A 13,757-nucleotide genomic window follows, 5' to 3' on the forward strand; every position below is an offset into this window, starting at 1 on the left:
TCATTCTTATTATATCATATAATTTATATTTTGTCAACAGGATAAAAGTTACTATTTTTTTAATTTTTTCAGTTTAAAGAATTCTTCTCTCTCAAATTCTTCCAATGTATCCTGAATAAATTTGATAGATGATTGTAACTGTGGAATTACAACATTTTCAAGTGCAGAAACTCTTTTCTTTGTTTTCTTTACTTCATATGCAAGCTTATATACTTTATTTTCTATCATTGCTGCCTCTGTAATTAGTTCAAGAACCTGTTTAAAAGATATATACGCTTTATCTAAAGCTGCATCGGTTCTATATATTTCATATGGTATTTCTGTTTTTTTCTCATTTTTATATATTTCAGGTACTTCAACACCCATAATACTTCTAAATCGTATTTTCATTCCATCGAATTCTGGAACCCCCTTAGCGTATTGTTCTACATTTTCTATTCCAAGATCAAGGTTTGCAAGTTGCAATGATTCATAAGCTATTTCAAAGATCTTAAGTATTCTCTCCTGTATTTCCTGTGCCTGTTCAATTAAATCAACTAACTCTTTCATTATTATATTTCTCTTTTTTTCAAGCAAATCGTGCCCCTGTTTGGCAAGTTTATATTGTTGTTTTAAATTTATAAGATTTCCTTTTGTTGGAATAGTTTGATTGAATATCATAATTTCACCTTCATTCTTAATGCAATAAACTTATGCATTTTGAGGTTTATAATACTTTTCTATATATGCTTTTTTCACACGTGTTAATTCGGTTTCTGGCAAAATTGAAAGCATTTCCCATGCCAGATCCAGTGTTTTCTCAAGTGGTCTTTCCTCATCAAATCCCTGATTAATAAACTTCTCCTCAAACTCTTTACCAAATTTTAGATATAATTTATCGATATCAGAAAGATCTTCTTCACCTATAATAGCTGCCAATGACCTAATTTCAAATACTCTTGAATATGCTGCAAAGAGCTGTGATGAAATATCTGGATGGTCTTCCCTTGTATATCCTTTACCAATACCATCTTTCATTAACCTTGATAAAGAAGGCAATACACTAATAGGTGGATATATATTTTTCCTATGTAAATCCCTTGATAAAACTATCTGCCCTTCAGTAATAAACCCTGTTAAATCCGGTATGGGATGCGTTATGTCATCATTTGGCATTGTCAGAATTGGAATTTGTGTAACAGAACCTTCTTTTCCTCTAATCATACCAGCTCTTTCGTATATTGAAGCAAGATCAGAATATAGATAACCCGGAAATCCTTTACGCCCTGGAATTTCACCTCTATAATTTGATAATTCTCTTAACGCTTCACAATAATTTGTCATATCATTTAATATAACCAATACGTGTTTTCCTAATTCAAATGCAAGATATTCAGCAACAGTTAAAGCTATTCTCGGAGTTGCAATTCTTTCTACTATTGGGTCACTGGCAAGGTTTAAGAAAACTACCATATTTTTTATTGATCCACTTTCCTCAAAGTTTTTGATTATAAAATTTGCATCGTCTTTCTTTAATCCAATTGCACCAAACACAACTGCAAACTCTTCATTTGATTTTAATTTTGCCTGTTTTGCAATTTGAACTGCCAGTTTATTATGAGGAAGTCCATTTCCTGAAAAAATAGGTAATTTTTGTCCTCTTATAAGAGTAAGCATACTATCAATTGCCGAAACTCCTGTTTGAATAAAATTTCTTGGATATTCCCTTGCTGCTGGGTTAATAGCGGAACCATTTATATCAACACTTTTTTTGGAAATTATTTCTCCCATTCCATCAATTGGGCGACCTAAACCATCAAATGTTCTCCCAAGAATATCTGGAGAGAGATTTATTTCAAGCGGTTTCCCTAAAAATCTAACTGTTGTATCTCCCAAAGATAATCCCTGAGTACCTTCAAAAATCTGTATTACAGCAGCATCTTCACTAACCATAATAACTTTTCCGCTTCTTTTTTGATTATTATGAATTATATCTACAACTTCATCATACTTTACATCTTTTATATTTTCAATAATTGCAAGTGGTCCTTTTATTTGAGATAATCCTGTATATTCGCGTACTGCCATTGTATCACCTCTTAATCATGATAGGTACTTTCAAGTTTTTCAAAATGTTCATCAAGCATCTTTTCAATACCTTCAAATTCTTTTATTTCCTTTATTTCTTCCTTCATAGTTAGTAACTTTGATATTATTTCAGGTGGTAAAACCTGACTTAATGCAATAGACCTATCAACATATTTCTTTGCCTTTTGATACGTATCCATTATTATTTTTAATAAATAATATTGTTTTTCAAGCGGGCAATAAGAATCAACCTCGCTAAATGCACTTTGCTGCAATATACCAATTTTTATCATCTTAGCTATTAAAACCGTTAATTTCTGATTATCTGGCAATACATCTTCACCAACTATTTTAATAATTTGTTGTAATCTATCATCTTCTGTAAGCAGTTTCATTGCTTCATCTCTATATTCATTCCAATCGGATTTCACATTTTCTTTAAACCAGTCATTTAAATCTTCCGTATATTCACTATAACTCGTTAACCAGTTTATCGATGGATAATGTCTTGAATATGCAAGGTTTTTATCCAATCCCCAAAAACATTTTACAAATCTTCTTGTATTTTGAGTAACCGGTTCTGAAAAATCACCACCGGGAGGAGAAACAGCCCCTATAATTGTTATAGAACCTTTTGTTCCATTGAGATTTTCGCTAATTCCAGCACGTTCATAAAATTGCCCTATTCTTGATGCAAGATAGGAAGGATAACCTTCTTCAGCTGGCATTTCTTCAAGTCTTCCTGATAACTCCCTAAGAGCTTCAGCCCATCTTGATGTTGAATCTGCCATAATCGCAACATTATATCCCATATCTCTAAAATATTCTGCAATTGTAATTCCAGTATAGATGGAAGCTTCCCTTGCTGAAACAGGCATATTAGATGTATTTGCTATTAATACAGTTCTATTCATTAAAGGTGCTCCTGTTCTTGGGTCTTTCAACTGTGGAAATTCTTCTAAAACTTCTGTCATTTCATTTCCACGTTCTCCACAACCAATATACACTATAATATCAGCATCTGACCATTTTGCCAATTGATGTTGCGTAATTGTTTTTCCAGTACCAAAACCTCCTGGAATAGCTGCAGTTCCACCTTTACTTATTGGAAAGAATATATCTATTACACGTTGCCCTGTAACTAATGGTATTGATGGTTCCAATCTTTTTTTTACAGGTCTTGGGACCTTTACAGGCCATTCTTGATATAGTTTTATTTCATGAATATTTCCATTATTATCCTCTATTTTTGCAATTATATCTGTTACTTTATAATTTCCATCATTTACAATTTCAACGATTTTACCAGATAAATTTGGGGATACCATTATTTTATGGACAAGATGTTCTGTTTCCTGAACCTCTGCAATTACTTCTCCACCTTCAACCAAATCCCCTTGTTTTTTTATTATCTTTACTTCCCAGTATTTATTGGTATCTAATCCAAATGCATCTATTCCTCTTCCTATAAACGATCCAGACTTTTTTATCAACTCATTTAAAGGTCTCTGTATTCCATCATATATACTGCTTAACAATCCCGGCCCAAGAGCTACAGATAACATTTTCCCTGTAGATTCCACAGGTTCTCCAGGTTTTAACATAGATGTCTCTTCATATACCTGTACTGTAGCAATATCTCCATCTATCCCAATAACTTCACCTATTAACTTATAATTACCAACTCTTACCATTTCATTCATAAATAAAGTTTTTGCATCTTTTACCTTAACAACAGGACCATTTATTTCTTTAATTTGCATTTAAATCACCTACCTCTTCTAAAACAAGAGTGAATATTTCGCCCTTTATTTCTTCAATATATGAATCTATTGTGTTTCTTATATTCACCTTTTCACCTTTTAATAATACTCCACCTTCAATATTTGAATCACCAATTACTTCGTGATCCATTACAAAAGACTTTACAATTTCAATATCATCGGGATTACATAAGACAACATATTCTTCATCTATTAAATTTTTTGCTTCTATATATAATTTTTGATAAAAAAACTTTTTTCTTTTGGCATCAAGATTATATAAATCTTCCTTAACCTTTTCTAAAATCCTTTCTAAAAACTTATTTTTTAAATATGTATTTTCTTGATTTAATTTTAATTCCACTTTTGATTTTGCTATCTTTATTATCCTTTCACTTTCAAATTTCACATCTGAAAGCCTCTTATTCTTATATTCTTCAATTTCCTTTTTAATCTGTTTTTTATACTCTTCTAATTTTTCATCATATTGTTCTTTCATTGATTCGTATTCAACTTCAAAATCTTTTTCTAATAAATTTATCATTTTATTTAATTTATTCTCTATACTACTCATGGACTCTCACCCCAATTGCTTCTTCAACATACCTGGTAATAAAGTCTTTTTCACCACGCCAACCGTGTCTATCGGGAATTACAAAAATCAAAGGTAATTTACCTGATAATTTATGATTTTTTAGCTCCTCAGGTATTTTATTTGCAGCAAGTTCAGTTATTAAGATTACCCCTATTTCTTTATTTTCAATTGCATTATTAAATTCTTTTAATATCTCTTCACGTTCATGAACAACAACACCATTGACACCACTTAATCTCAATCCTATAGATGTGTCAATATTATCGCTAATAAGAAAGAATTTCATTGTTAAATCCTCCCAAGAATCATAATAGTAACAATTAATCCATAAATTGCTATACCTTCAGCAAGACCAACATATATCAATGTTTTACCCAACAATTCTGGTTTTTCACTAATTGCACCAACTGAAGCAGCACCTACCATACCTACACCAACACCTGCACCAATAGCTGCAAGTCCTGTTGCCAATGCAGCACCAACAAGACCTAATCCAAGGTTGTTATTTGTATCTGTTACTGCTGCTTGTGTAGTTCCTTCAGCAAATACATTTGTTGGGAAAAGTCCTATTACTGCAAACACTAAAATAGCCACAAATAAAGCTATGTTTCCGGCAAACACCTTTTTAGCAAATAATCTGGCTTTTTCTGGATTTTTTGAAAAGTAAAAACCTGCCCATACTGTTGAAATAACTAAAAACATCAATGAGATAACATATGCCATAACTAACACCTCCGTGATTTTAAAATTTATATTTTATAGGATTAAATTCCTTTCCATCACCTTTAAAGAATCTTGTAAAAAATTCATAATACTCAAGCCTCAACGTTTGAATAAATACTACAAGCCCTTCAAGAACAATTATTATTATATTTCCAAGCAATAAAATAACAAATGACGATACGGGATTATTTGTCATTTTTGCCATCATATAAAAAGCCAAAAACAAGCCTGCATGATTCATTGCAAAAGCACCAAGCCTTATAAATGAAAGCGTATTACTCAAATATCCCAATAATACTTCAAATAAATCAAAGAATCCCTGAACAATTTTCTCTCCAAATTTCCCTTCTTCAAATAAAATACTTCTTAAATATATTAAAACTACTAATGTAATTATGAATATATAACTTATTTTTGGAAATACCCCATTTTTCATCATATAGAATACAGAACCCAACAATATCCAGTACAAAGCTATTCCTGAGATGCCATTTGGGTCAAACAACAAAAAGCTTTTTTCTCCACGTCTAATTCTATTGGCTATATTTAAAATCATTGCCACAGTTATAATTGCTATACCAAAATATACAGAAATTAGTAAAAAATAATTTATATTATCCATTGGACGTTTCCATAAAGGTTGTATTATATCTTCAAAACCAAAAACACTTCCATATAAAATTCCAAATAACATTGAAGATAATCCTGAAGCACCTATTACATAAAACAAATCGGAACCTTTCTTTTTATATAACCAAAAACCTAATGCTGAAAGTATAAAACCATGTCCTACATCTCCAAACATCATTCCATAGAAAAACAAAAACATTAAAGTTATTAACGGCGTTGGATCAATTTCATCACTTGATGGAACACCAAACATTTTCACAATAAATTCAAAATGTTTGAAAAATCCCTTATTATTTAAAATAGTTGGTGCTTTATCATTAAATGCATATCTTAAAAGTAATATGTAATCATTTGTATTTACATGTTTTTCAAGTTCTTGATATGTTTCTCTGGTAGTCCAACCAGATATTACAAAAAAGTTTTCTGTAAACTTAACATTTTGAGCAAGATCATATATGTTTTTTAGAACAAATATGTAATCAAAATATTTGTATATAAATCTTCTATTTTCGAAAAATATCTTCTTTTTTGCCATATTTAGCATTTCTATTTCATACTCAATGGACTTGTATTCATCATATAATAAAAGTAATATGTCTTTTGGATAACCTGCATAGTCTTCATTAATCTTATATTCGACAAAATTTGCTATGGATAAAATCTTTTCTATTTTTAAATTGGAATCATATATTATAAAAACCCAGGTATTTACCTCATCCGAGTCAAGGATAATGCTTATTATATTCTCCTTTTTTATACTGTCACAAAACCTTTCAAAATAAAGCTTATTTAATTTTCCTATCCTATATTTTAAACGTTTCATTTTTTTTAGATCTGATACATCTATATCTATATTTTTCAATTTTTCAAATAATTCAATTTCCTTTGACAAAATTTCTTTTTTTTCGCTTAACTCTGACATTTTATTTGATATATTTTCCAGTTCTGTATTCAACTTTTCTGAAAAATTACTTATTTCATCCTTATCTATAATCATAGGGAAATCTATTTCTTTAACTTTTGGTTTGGGGGTTCTATTTACACTATTGAATATATTCATAAAATCATCATATATCTGTTTATATGGATTTTCTTTTTCTGTTTTCAATTGTTTTAATATTTTTTTATCTATTACCTTTTCAAGAGGAACTATTTCTATATTATTAGAATCGAGAATCTTTTTTGAAATAATTTCCAATTCATATTTATTGGATATTATAGTGAATGGTATCATTTCTTTTTTCATCTTATTACACCCCCATTAATAACAAAAACTCTTTAATCTTTTCATTTGGCAATTTATATCTTTTTCCTTCAATTAATGTTATTAAATCCTTATATTCATATTCCCTTATATACAAATATCCACTCATTACATCAAATCCATTTTGTGTATGAGATATTAGCTTCCTTGATGATTTCAACAAAATTCTTTCACATAGCCTTTCAATAATATATGGAAAAATTTCCGGATCAACATTTTTAAAGAATTCACCATATTTATTTTCAGTTAATTTTGCAAGAAATTCATCTGTATTGGAAGCATTTGCAAGTTCTCTTAATTCATCCTGAGTTAATCTATAATGTATAGGCATTAGAAAATTCAAAACCTCTTCTGGAGACAACTTAAATAATATTCTTGAACGATATATCCACTGTATATTAGCAAGATCCATTTGTTCATAGAAAAGATATTTCAAGTTTTTTCCAAACATTGGCATTAAACTCAACATCGATTTCATATTGGTAAAATACCAGAAATCAAAAGCATTAAGAAGATATTGAATTTTTCCATTCTTTTGATAATTACTGTAAGCAGGTTCAAATATGGAGCCATACACACTATTTTTAAATACATTTAATGCATCATCAAAAGATTTAATAGTAAGCAGGGTATCTGTGGATATACTCTGGTGGTATAAGGGGAAGAATTTCTCCTCTGTAATATATTCAGGATGTTCAGAATGCAGGGAACGAAGGATAAATTTTATATTTTCTATTTCAAATCTCTTTTCCATTAATTTGAAGAATCTTTGACCTTCAACTGGAAGATAGAAATATATATTATAAAAATCTTTTAAAATTGCCTGTCTTATAAGTATTTCTACATCTCTTCTATGTAGTTTTGAAATATCCACATTTTCAAAATATTCTTTGTAATGTGTATTTGCTTTAAGATATTCGGTTACCTCTGTAACCGTTTCTGTATTTATCAAATTATTAAAGTCTTCCTCTGTCAATATTTTTGAATGCAAGACTTTAACCTTTGACATTAGGGCTGGAAATTTCAAGGCTATCATCTCCAATTTTATTTTATTATAATTTTTTCAATAATTTTATTACTAATCTCATCTATATTATCATTTAATTTATCATACCTTTCTTTTAATTTTTTGATATCGTTTTCAAGCGTTTCAAAAAGCTTTTTTTCTTTTTCCTTTGCAGAATTTATTATTTCTTTACATTCGTTTTCAATCTCTTGGAATAATTTTTCTTTTTCATTGTCAATATCTTTTTTCTTTTTTTCAAAAAGCTTTTTTAATTCCTGTTCAGCAGTTTCCAATTTTTTAGAATGTTCAACTTCAGCATTTACAAGTTTTTTAACTATTTCTTCTGGGGAATATTCCATTTTTACACCTCCTTCTGTTATACATTATACTCCTTTAAAAATTAAAATAAAAATAAAAATATGGATTTTTATAAATAGATATTATTAAGAAAAAATTAAAGATATAATCTGTCATATTTAATTATATCTCATTGAAAAATCTAAAAACGTGATTTTAATCCTTGATTTTTTTTAACGCGTCTGATACTTTAATTAATATAAAATAAACCTTTTATGGATATAATTAAAATAAAGTTAAAATAGAAAGGAGCAAATTAATGAAAATAGCTTTTATCTCAGATATACATGCAAACTTAGAAGCTTTTGAATCTGTTTTAAAGGATATTGAAAAAAAAGAAATAAATGAAATTTATTGTCTTGGAGATATAGTTGGCTATGGTCCAAATCCAAATGAAGTTATTGAAATAATTAAAAATAAAAATATTAAATGTGTCAGAGGAAATTATGATGATGCAATAGGATTTGAAAAAGAAAGCTGCGGATGTGCATATAACCCTGGAAGAGAAACAGAAGTTGGTGATGAATCGATAAACTGGACTATAAAAAATACTTCAAAAGAAAATAAAAAATTTTTAAGGGAATTACCATTATATATGGAATTTGAAAAAGAAAATCTCAGATTTTTTCTAACCCATGGTAGCCCTTTTGATAATTTATTTGAGTATATAAAACCTTCTGATAATGCAGAAAAGTTCATAAAAATATCCCTGTATAATAATTCAGAAATATTTGTATTTGGTCATACACATTTAATGATGGCAAAACATATTAATGGAAAAGTTATACTTAACCCTGGAAGTGTAGGAAGAACAAAAGACGGGGAACCCTTAGCTACATATTTAATTATGGATATATTCAATGGCATTTATTCTTATGAATTCATTAAAGTAAAATATAATGTAAAAACTACCATAGAAAAAATTGTAAATGTTGGATTACCTGTTGAATTAGCTGTTGTTTTAGCTTTAGGAAAAACATATAATATGGGAAAAGCTAAAATTAATTCAAGAATTGATTTTAGATTGTAATCTATTATTATAATAATATTAATATAATTATTTTAACATTAAAATAAGGGGGCCCGTTATGAAAAAATTTCTTACCTCTTTACTTCTTTTTATGGCATTGCTTTTTTTTGTTTCATGGTTATTTCTACCAAGAGGATATGTTTTAAAAGATTGGAATATTGAAGTTCCATTTTATAAAATTCTTGAAACTCCAGATAAAATAACCTTAGAAACAACTTTTAAAAAAGTTGATTATAATTCTTTGATAATCCCAAAAATAGCGGGAACAAGAATACAGGTTTTTATCAATAATAATATGATATATGATTTTGGAAGCAGTTCTGGAAATCTCTGGAATAAAGCTTTTCTTGTACGTTTCAACAAAAATATATTAAATGAAAATAATACTTTAAAACTTGTAATTGAAGGTGCATATGATTATGGTTTAAGATATTATCCATATTTGGTTTCAGAAAATGTAGCCAATAAATATTATTTATTGATAAAAATATTCAACGAAGATATTTACCTGATAATAATTGGTAGTTCTTTAATTCTCGGTATTATTTTAATACTTTTATCCTATAGAGAAATTAATAGAAAACATTTCTTTTTTCTCGGGCTATCTCTAATATTTGTGGGTTTATATTTAATAGATTTCCATACACGTGTAAGCAATGGAAGCTTAATGCAATATTTTATTTTAAAGAAAATACTGATAACTTTTTCTTTTCTAAGTTCTCTATATATAATGCAAAGTGTAGAATTCTATATTTACAGCTATATAAAGGATAAATTTTTAATTATATTAACATTTTTAGCTATTTTGATAATCTGGGCCACTCCTAACTTTTATATATTAAAAAAGGTCTATGACATATCCAATTTAATAATTATTTTAAATCTTTTGGCAGCGGTATTTAGAATACATCAAAACGCTTTAAACCTTTATTATTTTTCAACATGGTTTTTGCTCTTTACGTCATTTCAATCAATTATAGTAGTATTATTTAAAATAAATCAACCGGTAATCTTTAATTATGGTATGTTAATTGTAAGTTTAAGCTATGGTTTTCATCTGGTAATTAATTATAGACTTCTTGCTGAACATAGTAATAAAATGTATAAAAAAGCTATCATGGATCCACTTACCAATGCATATAATAGAAGTTTTCTTGAAGAAATTCCACATAAGGGGAAATTAGTATTAATAGACCTTGATGATTTAAAAAAGATAAATGATGAATTTGGCCATAAAAAAGGCGATGAAATATTAAAAGAATTTGTGGAAATTGCAAAAAACAATCTGAGAGAATCAGACTATGTAATAAGAATGGGCGGAGATGAATTTATATTAATTATTAATGCCAAAAATGCTGAAAATATTATAGAGCGTATTAGAAATATTTTTAAAAACAAAACTGGTTATGACTTTTCATATGGTATTTCTGATTTTAAAGAATTCTATACTTCTTTTGAAGAAGCTGATGAAAAAATGTATATAATGAAAAAAAAGAAAAAAAATTCAAATGTTAAAGAGGGATAATTATGTATTATTTCAATGAAGATGGAAAATTCATATATAAAAACACTAAATTTAATAACAAAAGCTTTGCAATTCCAGTGGTTACAGATACACATATGCATATATTGGGATTTGGTGAAAAACTTTTAAATCCTGACCTTTTACATATGAAAGATAATGAAATAATTGAGCTAATTCTAAAAAAAATAAATGAAGCACCTGAAAAAATCATTCTAAGAGGTTGGATGAATACAAAAATAAATATTGGTATGCTGGATAATATTACCAAAGATATTCCTATTATTATGATAAGAAATTGTGGTCATATTGCTTTAGTTAATTCTAAAGTTTTTGAAGATATTGATTTTAAAAATAAAGAAAATATTGATGTAAAAACCGGATTAGTAAAAGAAAAAGCACTTGAAGAAATTTATAATAAATATGGCTATTTTTCTGATATTAATAAAGCATTTTCTACTGCAAAAGATTATCTATTAAAACGAGGATATGGTTATATACATTCTGATGATTTACACGGAATTGATATAAATGAACTTCCACAAGATGAGGAATTATTTATATATGAAAAAATAGCTGTAAATAATTTTGATGAATTAATTCAATTAAATAATAAGAAAATATTCAAAAAATATAAAGCTGTAAAAGTTTATATAGATGGCTCTTTTGGAGGAAGAACCGCATATTTAAGAGAAGTATATAATGATAATAAAAATACATTTGGAATATTAAATTGGAAAAAAGATGAACTTAAAAAGGTGATAGAATTTTGTGAAAATAACAATTTACACCTTGCAATGCACGCAATAGGAGATAAGGCTATAGATATTATTCTTGACTCTTTTGAGGAATTAAAACCTGAAAAATGGCATAGAATTATTCACGCTTCAATGTTACATGATGAACAAATTGAAAAAATTAAAAGGTTTAAACTTATTTTAGATATGCAACCGCAATTTATGAAATCCGATGATAAAATGTTAAATGAAAGATTAGGAAATAGAAAAGTTCTCACATATAGATTTAAAGAAATTTATAATCATAATATTCCTATGTTCTTTTCTTCTGATGCACCAGTTGAAACACCAGATTGGGTAAGAGATGCAAAAATCTTAAATTTCTCAGGATTACCCATGGATTATATTTTAAAGACAATAATCTATTCGCCAAAATTAATTGACAGTAAAGATAGAAATAATGGTTATATTATCTTTAAAGAAAATCCTTTAATTAATTTAACCTATCCTGATGAAATTCAAAGGGAGTTTTAAAGATGTTATTGTATTTTATATCTGTTGGAATAATTCTAATTATTCTCCATCTTTACTTTGTTCGAAAAAGACATGAACAATTAAACAACATTATAAAAGATGCATATAAGATTCTTGATATGCTACCGTTTTCCATTGTTATACATGATAAAGAAAATATACATTATAACAACTTAGAATTTAAAAAAATGATTGGAAAAGATATTAATACAAGCAAAGAGTATATTGAACTCTTTCCTGAATCTGAAAGAAAAAAAATAATAGAAACATATGAAGCGTTAAAACAGGGAAAAGAAGTTCCAGATAGATTTAGAACCATTAACAATAAAATTTATTATTTAAATACACAAAAAATAGATGTATTTGGAAAACAATTATTTCTAAGTATCTATAAAGATATGACAGAAATAATAAAAAAAGAAAATGAATTAAGAGAATTTAAGGAAAAAACAGAAATATTAAATGATATCCTTAAACTTTCATATTCAACAGATTTTGATCTAAAAAATGACATAGGAATAATATACAATTATTTGAAAAAAATAAATATGATAGACCTTTTTGGTGTTTTTAAATATGAAAAAGAAAATGGTTATTATGAAGAATTTATATATTACAATAACGTGTTTTATAATGGAATTCTAAAACCCACACCTGATTTGGCCCTTGAATATATTAGAAAAAACAATATGAAAGAATTAGATGTGCCAATATTCAATAATGAAATAAAAATCGGCAATAGAAAATACATACTAAATCATGAAATATTTAAAAATAAAATATTTTATTCCAGAATATTTTTATACCATTCCGGCGACAAAAATGCTTCTGCAATCTTTATATTTGGCAAAAATAAAGCCATTTCGGAAGAAGATAAAAAATTAATCTCACTAATTATGAATCAGATATATATTACATTTCAATATAAAAGAGTTATAAAAAATTATAATGAAGAAAAAGAATACTTTAAAAGTATTGCCAATAAAGATCAATTAACAGGATTATATTCCAGATACTTCTTTAATGAATGGATTATAAAACATGTAGAATACCTGAAAAGAAGTCAGAAAAACTCTGTTTTTGTGATGATTGATGTTAATGAATTTAAAAAAATAAACGATACATATGGGCATTTAACTGGTGATAAAGTGCTAAAATACGTGGCAGAAAAGATAAATGATGGAATAAGAAAAATGGATATAGCTGTTAGATATGGTGGTGACGAATTTTTAATTGTTTTTCCAGAAACGGATATAAATCATATAAAGAAAAAAATGAATAAAATTTGTGAAGATATTCAGAATAATGAATTTGATTTTGAAGTTGGAATCTCTTACGGAATATCTGAATTTTCAGGAGAAGACTACCTTGAAGCATTAAAAAAAGCTGATAAAGAAATGTATGAAATGAAAGCAAAAAATTATCTAAAAAAATAAAATATATTCATTATTCAAAGCTCAGAATTTTCTGAGCTTTTTTATTTTATTTAATATTTATATACATTTAAAATTAAACTCGTAGACATAATT

General features: G+C 27.4%; 13 protein-coding genes. 4 read left to right on the top strand and 9 right to left on the bottom strand.

Features of this window, described 5'->3' with window-relative positions; genetic code table 11:
- Positions 1-51 precede the first annotated feature (51 nt).
- From LN42_RS03105 to LN42_RS03145, 9 genes are read right to left on the bottom strand one after another with little or no spacing between them, the layout of a single operon-like run.
- Positions 52-660: a V-type ATP synthase subunit D gene (locus LN42_RS03105; protein WP_014296073.1), complete on the bottom strand. Its 609-nt coding sequence runs from the start codon at positions 658-660 to the stop codon at positions 52-54.
- A gap of 30 nt (positions 661-690) precedes the next feature.
- Positions 691-2,067: a V-type ATP synthase subunit B gene (locus tag LN42_RS03110; protein WP_014296074.1), complete on the bottom strand. Its 1,377-nt coding sequence runs from the start codon at positions 2,065-2,067 to the stop codon at positions 691-693.
- Between the two features lie 11 nt (positions 2,068-2,078).
- The gene (locus LN42_RS03115) at positions 2,079-3,830 is read right to left on the bottom strand and encodes a V-type ATP synthase subunit A (RefSeq protein WP_075780330.1); all 1,752 of its coding nucleotides are present in this window, start codon (positions 3,828-3,830) and stop codon (positions 2,079-2,081) included.
- On the bottom strand, positions 3,820-4,404 hold the full coding sequence (locus tag LN42_RS03120; RefSeq protein WP_014296076.1) for a V-type ATP synthase subunit E: 585 nt from the start codon (positions 4,402-4,404) through the stop codon (positions 3,820-3,822). The genes LN42_RS03115 and LN42_RS03120 overlap by 11 nt, the downstream gene beginning before the upstream one ends.
- On the bottom strand, positions 4,397-4,711 hold the full coding sequence (locus tag LN42_RS03125; protein ID WP_014296077.1) for a V-type ATP synthase subunit F: 315 nt from the start codon (positions 4,709-4,711) through the stop codon (positions 4,397-4,399). Before LN42_RS03125 ends, LN42_RS03120 begins: the two co-directional genes overlap by 8 nt.
- 2 nt (positions 4,712-4,713) lie before the next feature.
- Positions 4,714-5,148, bottom strand: a complete 435-nt coding sequence (locus LN42_RS03130) for an ATP synthase subunit C (protein ID WP_014296078.1) — start codon at positions 5,146-5,148, stop codon at positions 4,714-4,716.
- 19 nt (positions 5,149-5,167) lie between these two features.
- Positions 5,168-7,024, bottom strand: coding sequence for a V-type ATP synthase subunit I (locus LN42_RS03135; protein ID WP_075780331.1), 1,857 nt, complete (start codon positions 7,022-7,024; stop codon positions 5,168-5,170).
- Positions 7,025-7,028: 4 nt separating this feature from the next.
- Complete coding sequence (locus LN42_RS03140; protein ID WP_075780332.1) at positions 7,029-8,069, bottom strand: V-type ATPase subunit; 1,041 nt, start codon at positions 8,067-8,069, stop codon at positions 7,029-7,031.
- Positions 8,070-8,086: 17 nt separating this feature from the next.
- Positions 8,087-8,407 (bottom strand): hypothetical protein, encoded by a 321-nt coding sequence (locus LN42_RS03145; RefSeq protein WP_014296081.1) that lies wholly within the window; start codon positions 8,405-8,407, stop codon positions 8,087-8,089.
- A 257-nt stretch (positions 8,408-8,664) separates the two neighbouring features.
- Between LN42_RS03145 and LN42_RS03150 the strand changes: the two genes are divergently transcribed.
- The 4 genes from LN42_RS03150 to LN42_RS03165 are packed head-to-tail and all read left to right on the top strand — an operon-like array spanning position 8,665 to position 13,664.
- Positions 8,665-9,435 carry a metallophosphoesterase gene (locus LN42_RS03150; protein ID WP_075780333.1) on the top strand — a complete coding sequence of 257 codons (771 nt, stop codon included), beginning with the start codon at positions 8,665-8,667 and terminating at the stop codon, positions 9,433-9,435.
- Positions 9,436-9,493: 58 nt separating this feature from the next.
- On the top strand, positions 9,494-10,960 hold the full coding sequence (locus LN42_RS03155; protein ID WP_014296083.1) for a GGDEF domain-containing protein: 1,467 nt from the start codon (positions 9,494-9,496) through the stop codon (positions 10,958-10,960).
- Between the two features lie 2 nt (positions 10,961-10,962).
- Positions 10,963-12,228: an amidohydrolase family protein gene (locus tag LN42_RS03160; RefSeq protein ID WP_075780334.1), complete on the top strand. Its 1,266-nt coding sequence runs from the start codon at positions 10,963-10,965 to the stop codon at positions 12,226-12,228.
- A gap of 2 nt (positions 12,229-12,230) precedes the next feature.
- Positions 12,231-13,664, top strand: coding sequence for a GGDEF domain-containing protein (locus tag LN42_RS03165; protein ID WP_075780335.1), 1,434 nt, complete (start codon positions 12,231-12,233; stop codon positions 13,662-13,664).
- Positions 13,665-13,757 lie beyond the last annotated feature (93 nt).

The organism is Marinitoga sp. 1137, assembly GCF_001941525.1.
GTDB lineage: Bacteria > Thermotogota > Thermotogae > Petrotogales > Petrotogaceae > Marinitoga > Marinitoga piezophila.